Genomic DNA, 18,273 nt, shown 5'->3' on the forward strand with positions numbered 1-18,273 from the left:
CCGCGGATCCTCGTTCCTGACTCCTCGCCCTGGGACCGGGGCCCGCGAAGCCCGCCGGCGGGTCGGTGCCGGACGGTACGGTGTGCGGGGTTCGTCCGTGCCGCGGCCGACCGCCGTCCTCACCCGCTCAGGAGCGCACATGTCAGGGCAGTACCCCGGGCAGTTCGGACCACCGCCCGGCGGCGCGTTCCCCGGTGGCCTGCCCCACGGCGGGGCGCCGGGCACGGTGCCGTACCCCGCTCCGCCGCCGCCCGGTCCGGCCCGGCGGCCCGGGGAGGCGGCCGGCCCCTACGGGGTGCTCGGCCGGGTGCTGTGCGTCCTCACGCCGCTGGTGACGGTCGGCCTGCTCGGCATGATCCCCTCGCTGCTGCTGGCGGTCCGCCGCCGCCGGGCGTACGACATCCTCGGTGCGGCGGTGTTCGCCGCACTCTTCCTCACCTACCTGGTCTGCGCGGGCGTGGCCGGCGGCACCGGCGACGCGCCCACTGCGGACACCGTCGGCATGGTGGCCATGGTGCTGATGTGGCTCGGCGCACCGCTGCACTTCCTGGCGATGGACCTGCGCGCGGTCTGGGAGGCGGGCCGGCCGAAGGCGCCCGCCGTGGCGGCGTACTACCCGTCGCCCGCCGCACCGTACGGACCGCCCGTGTCCGGGCCGGCCTACCCGCAGGCACCGGTCTCCGGGTACGGCCCGCCTTTCGGGACCCCGACCCCGCCGCCCGCGCCCGGCTACGGGTACCCGGCCCCGTAGTCGACCCCGGTCCGGCCCGGGACCGCGCCCGCGACCGGGGAGGAGCCACGCGAGCTGGGTGAACTGCTGCGCCGTCAGGCCCGTGAGGACGGCCGGCCGTGCGTGCCGCCGGGGTGACCGCGGCCAGGGTGATCGGCGGTCGTTACCGCTTCACCGAGAAGATCGGCCAACACCCCCACACCCCGCGACCCGCACACCGCTCCCTGGCCGCCGGCCCGTTGAGCTGGAGCAGAGAGTCGGCGGGTCCGACTTCCTGCGCGCGTGCAGCGTGAGTCGGGCGAGCAGCGTGGCCCGCCGGGTCGGCTCGCCTGGGCCGGGTATGACTTTCGGCAGATTCGGTGCTGCTGCCCGCCTCCTAGTGTCGTGGCCGTGAGGGTGAACGGTGAGTGGTGGAGCAGGTGGAGCGGGTGGCTCGACGGGGCGCTGCTGGTGGGTACGGCGGTGGCCGCGGGGGCGTGCGCGGTGAGCATCTGGTGGGCGCTGCCCGCGATCGCCACGGCGTTCCTGGCCGGGTGGCGGACGGATCGCGTGCGGTGGGCCGTGACGGTGCTGGCCGCGGTCGTGGCGGGCGGGGTGACGGTGGCACTGGCGGTACCGGCCTGGATGGTCCCGGGGACGTCCTTCCTCTCGCTGGTGGTCTGCGCGGGCATGGCGCCCTGGATGGCGGGCCGGTTCTGGCGGCAGTCCCAGGAACTGGTCCGGGCCGGCTGGGAGCGGGCGGAGCGGCTGGAGCGCGAGCAGCAACTGGTGGCGGAGCAGGCCCGGCTGCGGGAGCGGGCCCGGATCGCCCAGGACATGCACGACGCCCTCGGTCATGACCTGAGCCTGATCGCCCTGCGGGCCGGTGCCCTGAAGCTGGCACCCGACCTCGCCCCGGCGCACCGGGAGGCGGCCCAGGAGATCCGCAAGGGCGCCGGAGCGGCCGTGGAACGCCTTGCCGAGGTGATCGGCATCCTCCGGGAGGAGACGGACGCGGCGGGCGAGGCCGCCCGGGGCCCCGCCGACGCGGGGGTCGCCCACCTGGTGGAGGAGGCGGCCGCCGCCGGTCTGCACGTCCGCCTGACGATGACGGGCCCGGCGGACGCTCTGCCGCGCGCGGTGGAGCACGCCGTGTACCGGGTGACCCAGGAGGCGCTGACCAACGCGGCCAAGCACGCCCCTCAGGCGAGGGTCGGCGTGCGGGTCGCCCACACGCCGGAGGGCGTCCGCGTCCAGGTGGTGAACGGGCCGCCACCGGTGGGTCCTGCAGCAGCACCGGCAGCACCGGCAGCACCGAACGCGGGCGGCCGTGGGCTGATCGGTCTGGCCGAGCGGGTCAGACTGGCCGGCGGCACCTTCCGGTACGGGCCGCGCGCCGAGGGCGGCGGGTTCGAGGTGCTCGCCCAGCTGCCGCGCGCCGGCGCCGCCGTCACTCCGCCGCCCGGGCCCGCCCCGGTCTCCCCCATCCGTGAACTCAGCCGCGCCCGCCGCCGGGTGGGCCGGATGATGGCGGCGACCGTACTGGTGCCACTGGTCACCGTGCTGTCGCTGACCGCCGTCCTGCGGGGGTGGACGATCTACACCGCCGGCCGCGCCGTGCTGGAGCCGGCGGACTACGCGTCGCTGCGGATCGGTCAGGACCGGGCGACGGTCCAGCGGTTTCTGCCTGCCCATCAGTTTCCGTACCATCCGTCCGTGGGGAACCCGCCACCCCGGGGAGAAGGAGTGACGTGCGAGTACTACGCGATCACCGCCGAGCCGTTCGACGACGACCGTTCCGGCGATGCGTACCGGCTCTGCTTCCAACGGGACGTACTGATCTCCTTGGAAGCGTTGATCGCGTGAGCGCCGGATGAGCGGCGGCGAGCGGGCCGCCGCCGGTACACCGATCCGGGTGGTGATCGCCGACGACGAGCCGATGGTCCGGGCCGGCGTCCGCGCCGTGCTCACCACCGATCCGGGGATCGAGATCGTCGCCGAGACCGGGGACGGCCGGGAGGCCGTCGAGCTGGTCCGCCGCCACCGCCCCGATGTCGTGGTGCTGGACATCCGGATGCCCGGCACGGACGGCATCACCGCCGCCGCCGAGATCCGCCGCTCCGGCTCGACCACCGGGATCGTCATGCTGACGACCTTCGGCGAGGACGACTTCATCCTGCGGGCCCTCGGCGGTGGCGCCAACGGGTTCCTGATCAAGTCGGGTGAGCCGGAGGAACTGATCGCCGGGGTGCGGGCGGTGGCGGACGGCGCCGCCTACCTCTCACCCAAGGTGGCCGCGCGCGTGGTCGCCCACCTCGCCGCCACCGGAGCCGGCGGGCCGGCCGACCGCCGTTCCGCCGCGCTTGAACAGGTGGCCGCGCTGACCACCCGGGAGCGGGAGGTGCTGACGCTGATCGCCGCCGGACTGTCCAACGGGCAGATCGCCCGCCGGATCGGGGTGGTGGAGGGCACCGTGAAAGCCCATGTGAGCTCCGTCCTGGCGCGGCTCGGAGTGGCCAACCGGGCGGCCGCCGCCGTCCTCGCCCACGAGGCCGGCCTGACCACCGGCGGAACGTGCGCGGGCGGTCCGCGCGCCTGACGGCCGCGCCGCCGCCAGCGGGCCCAGCACCCGTATCCCGACCGGCGATGCCACCGCCGCCGTGGCGAGCGGCAGGAGCGCGACGACCACCGCCGCCGTGATCGCCCCGCCGAGAACGGCCCCGGCGACCACGTCGTGCGGATAGTGCACCCCGGCGGCCACCCGCAGCGCGGCCGTCGCGACCCCGACCGGGACGACCAACAGGGCCCAGCGCGGCCGCAGCAGGACCAGACCGGTCGCCAGGGCGGCGGCCAGGGTCGCGTGGTTGCTGGGGAAGGACCAGTCGCCCGGCGGCGGGCAGTGCGCGACGACGGGGTGTGCCGACAGGGCGTCGGGCAGCGCGTCGGGCAGGGCGCGGCAGGGCCGCTCCTCGTCGACACCGACCTTCAGCACCTCGCTCGCCCCGTAGGCGAGGACGGTACCGAGGCCGGTGAGCGCGACCCCCGCGACCGCGTCGGCGGCGCGTCGGCCCCGGGCCGTCCACCAGCAGAGCACCAGCAGCAGCCCGAGCACCAGCAACCCCGCCTCGCTGGCGGGCTCCAGCAGCGAGGCGAGCCGGTGCGGCGCGTCGACGACGACATCGGCCACCCGCCGGTAGCCGTCGGCGGACGCGCCGCCGGTCACCCGTACCGGCCCGCCGTGCCCGGCCCGCCCACCGCCTGTCGGTGCCAGCCACCCGACCACGGCGGTGCCCGCGCCGAGCACCGCCACCGCTACCGCCACCCGGGTGCCGGTCGCCCTGCTCGCCCCGACCCTTCCGGCCCCGACCGCGTCCGCCTCGACCGTCCTCGTCCTGACCGCTCTCTTCCTGGCCCTGTTCGTCATGGTCAGGACGGTAGGGGTGGCCGGGGGACCGGGGCCCGGGTCGAAAGGCAGAGGGAGACCTGGACGATCGTCGGGGTTGACGCCGCACGCGGGGTGAGCCGTTCGGGGCACGGTCCGCGCCGAGGGGGCCGGGCCGCCCTACCCTCGGGACACCGTCCGGCCGCTCGCGGGAAGGCGCCTCCGAACGCCTGCCGCCCCCACCCCGGAGACCAGCCATGCACCGTCGGACCGCCGTCGTCGTCGGCGCCCTGCTCGCCGTCCCGACGCTGGCCGCCTGCGGGGCCGACGGGCTGACGCCGGGCACGGCGGCCGTGCTGGACGGCCGGCGGATCCCGGTGGCGGCCGTCGAGGCCCGGGTCGCGGAGCTGCGCGAGGTGGCCGGCGGCGCCTCCGCGGACGCCCGCCGGCCGCCGGACGGACTGGTACGACGGGCCGTCGCGGACCTGGTGCTCGACGCGGTCGTCGCCCGCGCATTGGCCGACCGCGGGCTCGCGGTGGGCGGTGCGGAGGTGGCGGCGGCGCGGACGGCGGCGCAGGACCGGTACGGCGGTGCCGGCCCGCTCGCCCGCGTCCTGGCCGCCCGGGGTGTCGCCGGTCCCGGGGTCGACGACTACTTCCGTCGCGAGCTGAGCATCCGCCGCCTCGCCGCCGCCACGGGCCAGGACGCCGCCACCCCGGCGGGCGACCACACCGTCCGCCTCGCCCTGGCCGAAGCCGCCCTCCACCTGCGCGTCAACCCCCGCTACGGCACCTGGAACGCCGACCGGGTCGCCCTCCTCCCCGACACCCCGCCCTGGCTGGCCGGCTGACCCTCAGGCCCGACGAGCACAGGAAGTCGGACCGGCCGACTTCCCACTCCGCGCGCCGCGACCGGTACGCGCCCCTGCGGCCGCACGGGGCGGGCGGGGGCCCATGCCGGCTGGCCCTCAGGTTCGACGGCACGGGAAGTCGGACCGGTCGACTTCTCACTCCGTGCCGCGCGACCGGCCCGCGCCGCTGCGGCCGAACGGGAGGGGTGGGGACCCATGGGCCTGCCGCCGTCCTTCGACCGAGGGGGCGGAGCCGGACCGGCACCGGGGCCTGCCGCTGCCCCTCTGTGTCGGGTGCATCAGGCGGTGCGGGGCGGCGGGCCGGCACGTACCCCGAGGTCGTCTTCCGGGTCGGGCGGAGGGCGGTGGGGCGCGGCCGACACCCGGGCCAGCCTCGCCCTCGGGGGCGGGCGGAGTGCGGCGGTGGGGCCGGTCCGGTGCCGTGGTCCCGCCGCCTCGGGCGCTGGTGCCTGTCGCCCGTCGGGTCGGGCGGAGTGCGGTGCCGGACCCTGACCGGCACCCGCCCCCTGGCCGGGCGATACCCGGTACGCGGCCTGACCGGCACCCGGCCCCGCCGTCCCCCTGGCCGGGCGAAACGTGGAGGCGGGGGCTCACCGGGGCCGGGTAGGTTCGGGGTGTGACGAATCTTCCGGGCGCGAAGCTGATCCTGCTCACCACCACCCACCGGGTGGCTCCCGGCCTGCTGGCCTGGCCCGCCTGGGAGGCGCTGCGGTCGGCCGGGCGGGTGCTCGCCGGGGACGCCGCGCACCCGCAGCTGCCGGCGGTGCGGCAGGCCGGGGTCGAGGTGGAGGTGGTGGCGCCCGGTTCGGCGCCCGCGCTCGCCCGGCTGCTGACCGGACAGCCGGCCGCCTCGGGGCCGACGGTCTGGCTGGGCAGCCCGGACGGCGACCCCGGGCTCACCGACGCGCTGGCGCGCCTCGCGGTCGAGCACGCGGGCGAGGTGCCCGAGATCGAGGTGCTGCCCGGTTCGTACGACCTGCCGGGCGCGCGGCTGCTGGACCTGGTCTCGGTGATGGACCGCCTTCGCTCGCCCGGCGGCTGCCCCTGGGACGCCGAGCAGACCCACGCCAGCCTGGTGAAGTACCTGGTGGAGGAGTCCTTCGAGCTGGTCGAGGCGATCGAGGAGGGGGACCGCGACACGCTCCGCGAGGAGCTGGGCGACGTCCTGCTCCAGGTCTTCTTCCACTCCCGGATCGCCGAGGAGCACCCCACCGACGCGTTCTCCATCGACGACGTGGCGGGTGACATCGTCGAGAAGCTGATGTACCGCCACCCGCACGTGTTCGGGGATGTCGAGGCCGAGGGCGCCGCCGAGGTGGAGGCGAACTGGGAGGCGCTGAAGGCCGCCGAGAAGTCGGAGCGCGAGTCGGTGCTGGACGGCGTGCCGGCCGGTCTTCCCGCGCTGGCGTACGCGGCGAAGCTGGTGTCCCGGGTGCGCCGGGCGGGCTTCACCGGTGTGCCGGACGCGGCCTACGAGCTGCCCGCGGAGCTCACGGCGGAGTCGGCGGGCCGGCTGCTGCTCGCGGTGGCGCAGCGGGCGTTCGACGCGGGGGTGGACGTGGACGCCGCGCTCCGGGCGGCCGCGCGCGGCTACCGGGACGCCGTGCGCGCCGCCGAGGGGCTCAAGCCCGAGTAGCCCCGAGCGGCCTCCGGAGCACGCCCGAGACCCGCGCCCGGGCACGCCCGGGCCGAGACCCGCGCCCGGGCACGCCGCCCGCACTGCGACCGCCGCCCGGGCACGCCGCCCGCGCCGCGACCCGCCGCGCCCCCCGTCAGACCGCCGCCACGTCCTCCACCGCCCGGCGCTGCACCGGGACCACCTCGTCGACGACCTCGGCGATCGCCTCGCCGACCAGGGCGAGCAGTTCGGCCAGCCGCTCCAGGTCGAGGTGGTCCGGCAGCTCGGCGAGGGAGAGGACGCGCTCGCCGCCCGGCCCGGCGACGCAGAACAGGTCGATCGGGCCGAGGTGCTTCTCGGTGGTGTCGACCAGGGCGGCGATGTCGCTCGGGCGGCGGATGTCGCCGCAGACGCCGACGACCGGGCAGCCCGGCCGGTCGAGTTCGGTGGCGAGGTCCTCGGCGATGCCGACCTGCTGGTCGGCGATGAGGACGCCGGAGGCGCCCGCGGCGGTGAACCGGCGGGCGAGGCCGGCTCCCGACCCGCCGGCGAGTACGGCGATGACCACGACTGCCCCGGTGACCCGCATGGTGCGCTCCTCCCTGTGGGCGGCTCCGCACCGGCGCCCACGCATTTTGCTTGCGGAGGATCGTAGGCAGGTCCTGACCCTCCGCAACAGGGATTACCCCTCAGGTGACCAGGCTCACGCCTGCCACGCCGGGGTTCCCCACCGGATACGGTCGACACATGCCAGTTCAGCCCGATTCAGCCCGCCCGCCGCTCTTCACCTGGGAGTTCGCCGCCGACCCGTACCCGGCGTACGCGTGGCTGCGGGAGCACGAACCGGTGCACCGCACCACCCTGCCGAGCGGGGTCGAGGCCTGGCTGGTGACCAGGTACGCGGACGCCCGGCAGGCGCTCGCCGACAGCCGGCTCTCGAAGGACCCGGCCCACCACAGCGGGCACGCCCACCGCAGCGGCCGGGTCGGCATCCCCGGCGAGCGCCAGGCCAATCTGATGACCCACCTGCTGAACATCGACCCGCCGGACCACACCCGGCTGCGCCGGCTGGTCTCGAAGGCGTTCACGCCGCGCCGGGTGGCGGAGTTCGAGCCCCGGGTGCAGCAGCTCACCGACCGGCTGATCGACGGCTTCGCGGAGCGCGGCTCGGCGGACCTGATCCACGAGTTCGCCTTCCCGCTGCCGATCTACGCGATCTGCGACCTGCTCGGCGTGCCGGCCGAGGACCAGGACGACTTCCGGGACTGGGCGGGCATGATGATCCGCCATGGCAGCGGGCAGCGCGGCGGGGTGGGACGCGCCGTCAAGCGGATGCGCGCCTACCTGGCGGAGCTGATCCACCGCAAGCGGGCCGATCCCGGCGACGACCTCATCTCGGGGCTGATCCGGGCAAGCGACCACGGTGAGCACCTGACCGAGAACGAGGCCGCGGCGATGGCCTTCATCCTCCTCTTCGCCGGGTTCGAGACGACCGTGAACCTGATCGGCAATGGCACCTACGCCCTGCTGCGCAACCCCGGGCAGCGGGCGCTGCTCCAGGACTCGATCGCCCGCGGCGAGACCGCGCTGCTGGAGACCGGTATCGAGGAACTCCTGCGCTACGACGGGCCGGTGGAGCTCGCCACCTGGCGGTTCGCGACCAGCCCGCTGACCATCGGCGGCGTGGACATCCCGGTCGGCGATCCGGTGCTGGTGGTGCTCGCGGCGGCGGACCGGGACCCGGCACGGTTCGCCGACGAGAACACCCTCGACCTGGCCCGGACGGACAACCCGCACCTCGGCTTCGGGCACGGCATCCACTACTGCATCGGTGCTCCGCTGGCCCGGTTGGAGGGGCGCGCGGCGCTCACCACCCTGCTCACCCGGTTGCCCGATCTGCGACTCGCCGCTAGCCCGGAGGAGCTCCGCTGGCGTGGTGGCCTGATCATGCGTGGGCTGCGCGATCTCCCGGTGGAATTCACCCCAGAGAAGCCCTCCGCGGCACCGGTGGACGGGCTCTGAGCAAATCCGTCCGGCGCCCCCCGGCGGTGCCTCGATCTCGTCGCGCCGAGACCCCGACACGCTGACGGGATGTCGCCGACACGCTCTGGCAGCGGGTATGAATCTGCATCAAACCGGACATAGCCCTGTCGTTGGTAGGCGATCGGCCACGCGCCGTAATTTATGTGTGATACCTGCGATATGAGCTTGTTATTGATGTGAGGATCTGTCTACCCTCCCTGGAGTTCGCAGCTGCGGACCTCGTGCGCGGAACGCCGAATCCTGCCCGCCGCGTTACGGGAAACCGACCAGAACCCTTGGGCAGGGGCGGGGGAACCAGGTTTGTTGCCGTCCCCCACGGCTTGGGGTGAAGCCGCCCGCGCGGGCAGAAGGCGTCCGCGTCGTGCGGCCGGGCCACCTCCCGGTCCGAACCCGACAGCTCACCTCGCAGGCGTGCGGAGAGGACTTCCCCATGCTCTTCGTCGGAACCGGCCGTCACCGTCGTCGCACCCAGACCGAGAAGGCCATCGCCGTTGCCGGCGTGGCCGGTGTCGGACTCGCCCTGCCGCTCCTCACCGCCACCGGCGCTTCGGCCGCCCCGGCCTCGACCTGGGACGCGGTCGCCCAGTGCGAGAGCGGCGGCAACTGGGGCATCAACACCGGCAACGGCTTCTACGGCGGCCTCCAGTTCACCTCCAGCACCTGGAAGGCGTTCGGCGGCACCTCGTACGCGCCGCAGGCCCACCAGGCCAGCCGGGCGCAGCAGATCTCGGTCGCCGAGAAGGTCCTCGCCTCGCAGGGGCCGGGCGCCTGGCCGGTCTGCTCCCAGAAGGCGGGCCTGGCCAAGGGTGGGGCCGCGGCCTCGGTCGACACCTCCTCGGACGCCGAGCCGACGGCCGCCGCCAAGCCGGCCCAGTCGAAGCCGGCGCAGAAGCCCGCCCAGAAGCCGGCCCAGCAGCAGGCCCCGAAGCCCGCCGCCCAGCAGCCCGCCCAGCAGGACGACCGGGCTCCGGGCTTCGCCGGCCAGCCCGGCTGGGACGCCGACGCGAAGGTCTTCTGGTACCAGAGTGACGGCGCCTGGTACTGGACCAGCCACCAGAGCGTCTACCAGCAGTACGCCGGTCAGCAGGCCGCCCAGCAGACGAGCGGGTACGCGGGCCAGGACAGCCGCCCCGCCGCCGCCCACGGCGCCCCGGCCGCGGCCGCTCCCGCCGCCCAGCAGCGCACCGGGCACGGCTACACCGTCCAGTCCGGTGACACCCTGTCGACGATCGCCGCCGCCCAGGGCGTCGAGGGCGGCTGGCAGACGCTGTACGACGGCAACCGCGGCACCGTCGGCACCGACCCCAACCTGATCCTCCCGGGCCAGCAGCTCGACCTCGGCTGACCGCCCGTGTGGTGACTCCCCGTGCGGTGACGCCACGAAGGGGGCCGGTTCGGCCCCCTTCGTCCGCATCCGGCCGCATTTCGTGGGACAACCAGGTGAACTACCGGTGGGTAGCCCGGCCACACGCTGAGACGGGACCGAGGTCGACGTGGTCCCGGGAGCCCGTGCGGTTAGGCTCTGGTCGTAACGACTCCGCAACCATCCGGCCGACAGCACCCATCGTCAGCCGAACCTGCTTCCGCTAGGAGATGCCTCGTGCCGTCCATCGATGTCGTCGTAGCCCGTGAGATTCTCGACTCGCGTGGCAACCCCACGGTCGAGGTCGAGGTCGGCCTCGACGACGGCAGCACCGGCCGTGCCGCTGTCCCGTCGGGTGCCTCCACCGGTGCCTTCGAGGCGCTGGAGCTTCGCGACGGTGACAAGAACCGCTACTTCGGCAAGGGCGTGGAGAAGGCCGTCCTGGCCGTCATCGAGCAGATCGGCCCCGAGCTGGTCGGCTACGACGCCACCGAGCAGCGCCTGATCGACCAGGCCATGCTCGACCTGGACGCCACGCCGGACAAGTCCTCGCTCGGCGCCAACGCGATCCTGGGCGTCTCGCTCGCCGTGGCGCACGCCGCCTCCGAGGCCAGCGACCTGCCGCTGTTCCGCTACCTGGGCGGCCCGAACGCCCACGTCCTGCCCGTCCCGATGATGAACATCCTCAACGGTGGCTCGCACGCGGACTCCAACGTCGACATCCAGGAGTTCATGATCGCTCCGATCGGCGCGGAGTCCTTCTCCGAGGCCGTCCGCTGGGGCGTCGAGGTCTACCACACCCTCAAGGGCGTGCTGAAGGAGCGCGGCCTGTCCACCGGCCTCGGCGACGAGGGCGGCTTCGCGCCGAACCTGGACAGCAACCGCGAGGCCCTGGACCTCATCACCGAGGCCATCCAGAAGGCCGGTTACGTGCCCGGCCGGGACATCGCGCTCGCCCTGGACGTCGCCGCCTCCGAGTTCTACCAGGACGGTGCCTACCAGTTCGAGGGCAAGGCGCTCTCCGCCGCCGAGCTCATCGAGTACTACGCCGAGCTCGTCGCCGCGTACCCGCTGGTCTCCATCGAGGACCCGCTGGACGAGTCGGACTGGGACGGCTGGAAGGCCATGACCGTCAAGCTGGGCGACAAGGTCCAGCTGGTCGGCGACGACCTGTTCGTCACCAACCCGGCCCGCCTGGCCAAGGGCATCGAGACCGGCACCGCCAACGCGCTGCTGGTCAAGGTGAACCAGATCGGCTCGCTGACCGAGACCCTGGACGCCGTCGAGCTGGCCCAGCGCAACGGCTACCGCTGCATGATGTCGCACCGCTCCGGTGAGACCGAGGACGTCACCATCGCCGACCTCGCCGTCGCCACCAACTGCGGCCAGATCAAGACCGGCGCCCCGGCCCGCTCCGAGCGCGTCGCCAAGTACAACCAGCTGCTGCGCATCGAGGAGATCCTCGACGACGCGGCCGAGTACGCCGGCCGCGGCGCGTTCCCGCGCTTCCGCTCCGCCGAGTAGTGACCGCGCGGCCGAGCAGTCGTCGGCCCGGGCCCGTCACGAGGGCCGATCGCGCCCAGTAGCGCAAGCCTGACCGGTGCCCCGCCGTTCACCCCGTAGGGTGGACGGCGGGGCACCGTCGCGATCAGGAGGGGACACGGGAGATGGCAGGCTGGAGGATCCCGGGCTTTGCCGCCCGGCCTCGCTTCACGAGCCGGGCGACCGTCCTCGTCCTGGTGCTCTGCTCCCTGGTCGCGATCCTGGCCTACCCGACCAGGCAGTTCATCTCCCAGCGTTCCGAGATCTCCGCCCAGCGGGCGAAGGCCGAGCACGCCCGGCAACAGGTCGAGCAGCTGCGCCGGGAGAAGACCCGCTGGCAGGACCCGGAGTACGTCAAGGCGCAGGCCCGCAGCCGGCTGCACTACGCGATGCCGGGGGAGACCCCGTACATCGCGGTGGATCCGGTGGGCCGGGGCGCCACCCAGTCCTCCGCCGTCCCGCCCGCCCCCTCCGACGGCGCGGCCAAGGCCGCCAAGCCCTGGTACGCGAGCGTCTGGGACTCGGTGGACGCCGCCGACACCGCCGCTCTCGCCCCGCCCTCTTCACCCGCCCCTGCCCCTGCTGGAGCCAGCTCCCCCCATGACCACTGAGAACCACCCCTCCGTCTCCGACACCGACGTCGCGGCCATCGCCGCACAGCTCGGCCGGGTCCCGCGCGGCCTGCGCTCGGTGGCGCACCGCTGCCCCTGCGGCAACCCGGACGTCGTGGAGACGGCCCCCCGGCTCGCGGACGGCACGCCGTTCCCGACGCTCTACTACCTGACCTGCCCCAAGGCCGCCTCGCTGATCGGCACGCTGGAGGCGGACGGCGTGATGAAGGAGCAGACCGCCCGGCTCGCCGAGGACCCGGAGCTGGCCGCCGCCTACCAGAAGGCGCACGAGGACTACATCGCGCGTCGCGACGCCATCGAGGTGCTGGAGGGCTTCCCCAGCGCCGGCGGCATGCCGGACCGGGTGAAGTGCCTGCACGTGCTGGTCGGCCACTCGCTGGCGGCCGGCGAGGGCGTCAACCCGCTCGGCGACGAGGCGATCGGCATGCTGGAGGACTGGTGGGCCAAGGGCCCCTGCGTCTCCCCCGACGAGGTCGAGGCCGCCGGCGAGCGGGTCGCGAGGAACCGCGCCAAGCAGCAGGACCACGAGGCCGTGATCGCCGCCAAGCAGCAGAAGGCCGCCGAACGCGCCGCCAAGCGGGCCGCGCAGGAGAATGCCGAGGAGCCCGACGCATGAGTGTCACCCGGGTCGCCGCGATCGACTGCGGTACCAACTCGATCCGCCTGCTGGTCGCCGACCTCGATCCGGAGACCGGGGCGATCACCGACCTCGACCGCCGGATGGTGATCAACCGGCTGGGTCAGGGCGTGGACCGGACCGGCCGGCTGCACCCGGACGCGCTGGCCCGCACCTTCGCGGCCTGCCGCGAGTACGCCGAGGTGATCGCCGGCTTCGGGGTGGCCCCGGAGCGGATCCGCTTCGTGGCCACCAGCGCCTCGCGGGACGCCGAGAACAGTGACGAGTACGCCAAGGGCGTGCGCGACATCCTGGGCGTCGGGCCCGAGGTGGTGAGCGGCGAGGAGGAGGCGCACCTCTCCTTCGTCGGCGCCACCAAGGAGCTCACCGGCGGACAGTTCCCGGCGCCGTACCTGGTCTTCGACCTCGGCGGCGGCTCCACCGAGTTCGTGCTCGGCGCCGAGGACGTCCGGGCCGCCCGCTCGGTCGACATCGGCTGTGTCCGGCTGACCGAGCGGCACTTCGGCGGCGCCGAGCTGCCCTCGGCGGAGCAGGTCGCCGAGGCGCGGGCGCACGTCCGGGCCGAGCTGGACAAGGCCGAGGAGGTCGTCCCGCTGACCGGTGCGGCGACGCTGGTCGGTCTGGCCGGGACGGTCACCACGGTGTCGGCGATCGTCCAGGACCTGCCCGGGTACGACTCCGAGCGGATCCACCACTCGCGGATCACCCGCGAGGACGTGGCCCGGATCGCTTCCGAGCTGCTCGCCGCCACCCACGCCGAGCGTGCGGCCATCCCGTCGATGCACCCGGGCCGGGTGGACGTCATCGCGGCCGGCGCGCTGGAGCTGCTGGAGATCATGGAGCGGACCGGCGCCGCCGAGCTGGTCGTGAGCGAGCACGACATCCTGGACGGCATCGCCTGGAGTATCGCCTCCTAGCCCGGTGCGTGGCTTACCGACCCGGCCCCGGAACCCCTTCGGGGGGTCCGGGGCCGGGGCGCGCCCGAGGCCCTGCGAGAAAGTTCGTGAATTTCTTCACATGGCGATCCAGCCATTCGTCGCGCTGACCGGTCCGCTACGTCCGAAATGTGGGACCGAAGGCCTGTCCGTCGTGTCGCCCGCTGGATCGCAGGTAACGCCCCCGTGCGGGTTTGAAAATCGAAATCACGCGCGGGAACCCAGGCGTGCCATGGATCGTTGCTGCTCAGCAGGGCCGTTCGGGTCCATAGCCTCACGGGGAGGCGGGGAGGGCTGTGAGACAGCTCCCCAGGGCCGAGAAAGTGGCCGCGAAGTGTAGCACAGGGTGTCCAGGAGCTTGTGACCGGCCTCACGAAGGCTGCTCCGGACGGTGCTGGATACTTTCGGATATGAGCACCACGGAGCGTCCTCGCATCCTCATTGTCGGCGGTGGTTACGTCGGCCTGTATGCCGCGATGCGCATCCTCAAGAAGATGCGCTATGGCGAAGCGACCGTCACGGTCGTCGACCCGCGGTCGTACATGACGTACCTGCCCTTCCTCCCCGAGGCGGCCGGCGGCAACGTCGCGCCCCGCAACCTCGTCGCGCCGCTGCGCAGCGCCCTCAAGAAGGCGGAGGTGCTCACCGGTGCTGTCACCGGTGTGGACCACGCCCGCAAGGTCGCCACCATCCAGCCGGCGGCCGGCGACTCGTACGAGCTGCCCTTCGAGTACCTGGTCGTCGCGACCGGCTCGGTCTCCCGGACCTTCCCGATCCCGGGTCTGGCGGAGCACGGCATCGGCATGAAGACGGTCGAGGAGGCCATCAGCCTCCGGAACCACGTCATGGCGCAGCTGGACAAGGCCGAGTCCACCACGGACGAGGCGATCCGCCGCAAGGCGCTGACCTTCGTCGTCGTCGGCGGTGGCTTCGCCGGTGTCGAGACGATCGCCGAGATCGAGGACATGGCGCGCGACGCCGCCAAGATCTACAAGACCGTCAGCCGTGACGACATGCGCTTCATCCTGGTGGAGGCGGCCAACCGCATCCTCCCGGAGATGGGCCCGGACCTCGGTCTGTGGACCAAGGAGAAGCTCGAAGAGCGCAACATCGAGATCTACATCGAGACCTCGATGGACTCCTGCGTCGACCAGCACGTCGTGCTGAAGAACGGCGTCGAGGCGGACGCCTCCACCATCGTGTGGACGGCGGGCGTCAAGCCCAACCCGGTGCTGGCCAACTTCGGCCTCCCGCTGGGCCCGCGCGGCCACGTGGACACCGCCCCGACCCTGCAGGTCAAGGGCTTCGACTACGTCTGGTCCGCCGGCGACAACGCCCAGGTGCCGGACCTCGCCGCGGGCGAGGGCGCCTGGTGCCCGCCGAACGCGCAGCACGCCGTCCGGCAGGCCGCCGTCCTCGGCGACAACGTGATCTCGGGCATGCGCGGCTTCCCGCAGGCCGAGTACAAGCACAAGAACCTCGGTGCGGTGGCCGGTCTCGGCCTGCACAAGGGTGTGGCGATCCTCTTCGGCAAGTACAAGCTGAAGGGCCGTCCGGCCTGGTGGTTCCACCGCCTGTACCACGGCGCCATGGTCCCGACCATGAACCGCAAGGTCCGCGTCTTCACCGACTGGACGCTGGCGGTCTTCCTGAAGCGCGAGGCCGTCGGCCTGGCCCAGATGGAGAAGCCGTTCGAGGCGTTCCAGGAGGCCGCGGCGCCCGCGCCGAAGCCGGTCGAGGCCGCCAAGCCGGCCGCCGACAAGGAACTCGCCAGCAGCAAGTAAGCGACTGAGATCCCGGTGTGGGAGCACCGGGAAATGAGTCGGAGGCCCTCCGCCCGGCAGCGTCGCCGGACCACGACCTCCGTGGTGCTCAGCCGGCCGTGCGACCGGGCGGAGTACAGAAGTAGCGAAAGACCCCCACCGAACCCTCCGGTGGGGGTCTTTCCGTGTCCGGCGCCGGTGCGGTGCCCGGCGCCGGTGGGTCAGTCGGTCTTGATGCTCTCCAGGATGTCCAGCTTGGACGCCCGGCGGGCCGGCCAGATCGCGGCCACCAGGCCGACCAGGCCGGCGAGCACGAGGAAGAGCAGCAGCTGGCCGTAGGGGAGCGCCGTGGTCAGGCCCGCCATGCTGGACTTCAGGGTGCCGAGGATCCCCCAGGCCGTGTAGCAGCCGAGCAGCACGCCGATGCCGGCACCGAAGACCGAGATCACCACCGACTCCAGGCGGACCATCCGCTTGATGCCGCTGCGGTCCAGGCCGATCGCCCGCAGCATCCCGATCTCGCGCTTGCGCTCGAAGACCGACATGGCCAGCGTGTTGACCACACCGAGGACCGCGACCAGCACGGACATCGCCAGCAGGCCGTACATCATGTTCAGCGCGATGGTGATGATCTGGCTGAAGTCGTCGCGGACGTCCTGCTTGGACTTGACCTCGATCACCGGGTTGGCGCCGGTGGCGTCCTTGAGCGCCTTCTTGAGCGAGTCGGTGGCACCGTCGGCGCCCTTGACCAGGACGTCGCTGATGTACGGCGTGGGCTCGTGCTTGACGATCTCGCTGTTGGCCAGCACCACCGGGCCGAGCATGCCGCCCGACTCGTAGACACCGCCGACGGTCAGCCGGCCCGTGGACTGGTCCGGGTAGGTGACGGTCAGGGTCGAGCCGGTGGTGACGTTGTTCTTCTTGGCGACGTCCGTGTCGATCAGGGCCTGGCCCTGGGCGAAGCCCGCGGTGGATCCGCTGGTCAGCTTGACGGAGACGAGCTGGTCGAAGCTGTCCGCGTCCAGGCCGCTGATCGACTTGTTCGTGCCGTTCAGGTCCCAGTAGACGGTGGTGAGCGGCGAGGAGGCCGTCACTCCGGCGGTCTTGGCGACCTCGGCGGGGACCTTCGGCGACAGGCTCATGTCGTTCGCGGTCGAGATCAGGTAGTCGGCCTTCATCGAGCTGGTGACGGCCTTGTCGAGGGCTCCGCCGACCGAGGCGCCGATCACCGTCAGGCCGGTGACCAGGGTCAGACCGATGGTGAGGGCGGCGGCGGTGGCGGCGGTGCGGCGCGGGTTGCGCACCGCGTTCTGCCGGGCGAGCTTGCCGGGCGTACCGGCCAGCTTGCCGAGCACCGGGCCGACCAGGGCGATCACCGGCCGGGAGAGCAGCGGCAGCAGGATGAAGACGCCGATCAGGGCGAGCCCGGCGCCGAGGGCGACCGGTGCGCGGCCGTCGCCGTTGCCGGTGGAGGCGCCGTAGGCGACCAGCGCGCCACCGCCCGCGGTGAGGATCGATCCGATGATGTTGCGGACCAGCAGGCTCTTCTGACTGGTCGGCTGGTCGCCGCTGCTCATCGCGGCCACCGGGGCGATCCGCGAGGCGCGGAGCCCGGGCAGCAGCGCGGAGAGGACGGTGACCAGGACGCCGACCACCAGGGTGACCATCACGGTCAGCGGCTTGACCACCAGCGCGCCGGTGGGCAGGCCGTCGTTCAGCGAGTGGACGGCGGACTGCAGCCCGGCGCCGATCGCGATGCCGACCACCAGGCCGGCCGCGGCCGAGAGGGCGCCGATCACCAGGGCCTCGATCAGCACGGACAGGGTGACCTGCTTGCGGCTGGCGCCGATCGCCCGCAGCAGGGCGAGCTCCTTGGTGCGCTGGGCGACCAGCATGGTGAAGGTGTTGGCGATGATGAAGATGCCGACGAAGAGTGAGATCCCGGCGAAGGCGAGCAGCATGGTCCGCATGCCGTCGGTGCTGCTCGTGATCATCTTCTGCTCGTCGTCCTTGAGCTGCTGACCGGTCTCGGCGTCGAACTGCCGGCCGGCCGGGAGCTTCTGCTGGGCCTCGGCGAGCAGCGCGGCCTCCGTGGTGCCGGGCTTGGCGGCGAGTACGACGCTGCTGTAGCGGCCCGGCTCCAGCAGCAGCTGCTGGGCGGTGGCGCGGTCGAACAGGGTGAGCGTGCCGCCGGTGTTCACCACCGGGTCGTCGGTGGTGAAGACGCCGGTGAGCTTCGCCTCGGCGACCGGGCCGTTGGAGGCGATCCGGACGGTGTCGCCGACCTTGTAGCCGCCCTTCTCGGCGGTCCTGCGGTCGAGGGCGATCTCCTGGGCCTTCTTCGGTCCCTGACCCTCCGCCATCGGGTAGCGGACGTCCTTGCCGTCCGCGCCGGGCGCGAAGTTGGCGCCCTTGGCGGTCCAGGCCTGGCCGATCAGGTCGCCGCTCCGGTCGGCGACGCCGGTGAAGCCGCTGACCACGCCGCGGGCCGAGGCGGCCCCGGGGAGCGCGCCGAGTTGCTGGACGGTGGCGTCGGTCAGGGTGGCCGCGCTCGTCTCGCTCTTCTCCCGGGCGGAGGCGGAGGAGCCGGCCGACCGGTCGACGATCTGGACCGACACGTCGGAGTAGCTCTTGGAGTTGCTGTCCTGCATGGCCTTGCCGAAGGTGTCGGAGAAGACCATGGTGCCGGCGACGAAGGCGGTGCCGAGCATGACGGCGAGGGCCGTCATCAGGAGTCGGCCCTTGTGGGCCAGCACGTTGCGCAGTGCGGTGCGGTA

Annotated in this window: 15 protein-coding genes, 1 pseudogene and 1 riboswitch; of the genes and pseudogenes, 13 read left to right on the top strand and 3 right to left on the bottom strand. The window is 73.2% G+C overall.

Annotated elements, in window-relative coordinates:
* The first annotated feature begins 139 nt into the window (after window positions 1-139).
* The 3 genes from ABZ495_RS29025 to ABZ495_RS29035 all read left to right on the top strand — a co-directional run bounded on the left by ABZ495_RS29025 (window position 140) and on the right by ABZ495_RS29035 (window position 3,308).
* A complete protein-coding gene (locus tag ABZ495_RS29025) occupies window positions 140-751 on the top strand; it encodes a hypothetical protein (protein ID WP_359838833.1) in 612 nt (203 codons plus the stop codon).
* 369 nt (window positions 752-1,120) lie between these two features.
* Window positions 1,121-2,575: a histidine kinase gene (locus ABZ495_RS29030; protein ID WP_359838835.1), complete on the top strand. Its 1,455-nt coding sequence runs from the start codon at window positions 1,121-1,123 to the stop codon at window positions 2,573-2,575.
* 7 nt (window positions 2,576-2,582) lie between these two features.
* Window positions 2,583-3,308, top strand: a complete 726-nt coding sequence (locus tag ABZ495_RS29035) for a response regulator transcription factor (RefSeq protein ID WP_359809267.1) — start codon at window positions 2,583-2,585, stop codon at window positions 3,306-3,308.
* Window positions 3,309-3,401: 93 nt separating this feature from the next.
* On the opposite strand, the pseudogene ABZ495_RS29040 reads toward ABZ495_RS29035, so the two are convergent.
* Window positions 3,402-3,803 (bottom strand): annotated as a pseudogene (locus ABZ495_RS29040) (phosphatase PAP2 family protein); the annotation flags it as partial.
* On the opposite strand from ABZ495_RS29040, the gene ABZ495_RS29045 reads away from it, so the two are divergent.
* From ABZ495_RS29045 to ABZ495_RS29055, 3 genes are all read left to right on the top strand, one after another.
* Window positions 3,739-3,906, top strand: a complete 168-nt coding sequence (locus ABZ495_RS29045; protein WP_329492413.1) for a hypothetical protein — start codon at window positions 3,739-3,741, stop codon at window positions 3,904-3,906. The pseudogene ABZ495_RS29040 and the gene ABZ495_RS29045 sit on opposite strands and share 65 nt — an antisense overlap.
* A 442-nt stretch (window positions 3,907-4,348) precedes the next feature.
* A complete protein-coding gene (locus ABZ495_RS29050) occupies window positions 4,349-4,942 on the top strand; it encodes a hypothetical protein (RefSeq protein WP_359809269.1) in 594 nt (197 codons plus the stop codon).
* Window positions 4,943-5,579: 637 nt separating this feature from the next.
* Entirely contained in the window at window positions 5,580-6,599 is a 1,020-nt protein-coding gene (locus tag ABZ495_RS29055) for a MazG family protein (RefSeq protein WP_329489339.1), read from the top strand.
* 136 nt (window positions 6,600-6,735) lie between these two features.
* On the opposite strand, the gene ABZ495_RS29060 is transcribed toward ABZ495_RS29055, so the two are convergent.
* Window positions 6,736-7,170, bottom strand: a complete 435-nt coding sequence (locus tag ABZ495_RS29060) for an SDR family NAD(P)-dependent oxidoreductase (RefSeq protein WP_359809271.1) — start codon at window positions 7,168-7,170, stop codon at window positions 6,736-6,738.
* Between the two features lie 158 nt (window positions 7,171-7,328).
* Here ABZ495_RS29060 and ABZ495_RS29065 point away from each other — a divergent pair, with 158 nt between their 5' ends.
* From ABZ495_RS29065 to ABZ495_RS29095, 7 genes are all read left to right on the top strand, one after another.
* Window positions 7,329-8,603, top strand: a complete 1,275-nt coding sequence (locus ABZ495_RS29065; protein WP_329489341.1) for a cytochrome P450 — start codon at window positions 7,329-7,331, stop codon at window positions 8,601-8,603.
* Between the two features lie 274 nt (window positions 8,604-8,877).
* Window positions 8,878-9,050, top strand: a riboswitch (cyclic di-AMP (ydaO/yuaA leader).
* A 4-nt stretch (window positions 9,051-9,054) separates the two neighbouring features.
* Complete coding sequence (locus ABZ495_RS29070; protein WP_359838837.1) at window positions 9,055-9,969, top strand: transglycosylase family protein; 915 nt, start codon at window positions 9,055-9,057, stop codon at window positions 9,967-9,969.
* Between the two features lie 255 nt (window positions 9,970-10,224).
* The gene (gene eno / locus ABZ495_RS29075; protein WP_329489343.1) at window positions 10,225-11,511 is read left to right on the top strand and encodes a phosphopyruvate hydratase; all 1,287 of its coding nucleotides are present in this window, start codon (window positions 10,225-10,227) and stop codon (window positions 11,509-11,511) included.
* Window positions 11,512-11,654: 143 nt separating this feature from the next.
* Window positions 11,655-12,140, top strand: a complete 486-nt coding sequence (locus ABZ495_RS29080) for a septum formation initiator family protein (RefSeq protein ID WP_359838838.1) — start codon at window positions 11,655-11,657, stop codon at window positions 12,138-12,140.
* Window positions 12,130-12,777 (top strand): DUF501 domain-containing protein, encoded by a 648-nt coding sequence (locus ABZ495_RS29085; protein WP_329489345.1) that lies wholly within the window; start codon window positions 12,130-12,132, stop codon window positions 12,775-12,777. The genes ABZ495_RS29080 and ABZ495_RS29085 overlap by 11 nt, the downstream gene beginning before the upstream one ends.
* Window positions 12,774-13,715: a Ppx/GppA phosphatase family protein gene (locus tag ABZ495_RS29090; RefSeq protein ID WP_329489346.1), complete on the top strand. Its 942-nt coding sequence runs from the start codon at window positions 12,774-12,776 to the stop codon at window positions 13,713-13,715. Before ABZ495_RS29085 ends, ABZ495_RS29090 begins: the two co-directional genes overlap by 4 nt.
* Window positions 13,716-14,143: 428 nt before the next feature.
* A complete protein-coding gene (locus ABZ495_RS29095) occupies window positions 14,144-15,517 on the top strand; it encodes an FAD-dependent oxidoreductase (RefSeq protein WP_329489347.1) in 1,374 nt (457 codons plus the stop codon).
* Window positions 15,518-15,717: 200 nt separating this feature from the next.
* Here the strand turns inward: ABZ495_RS29095 and ABZ495_RS29100 are convergent.
* Window positions 15,718-18,273 (bottom strand): FtsX-like permease family protein (locus ABZ495_RS29100; RefSeq protein ID WP_359838840.1); only part of this gene is annotated, 2,556 nt, incomplete at its 5' end.

This window comes from Kitasatospora sp. NPDC005748 (assembly GCF_040630735.1).
Classification (GTDB): domain Bacteria; phylum Actinomycetota; class Actinomycetes; order Streptomycetales; family Streptomycetaceae; genus Kitasatospora.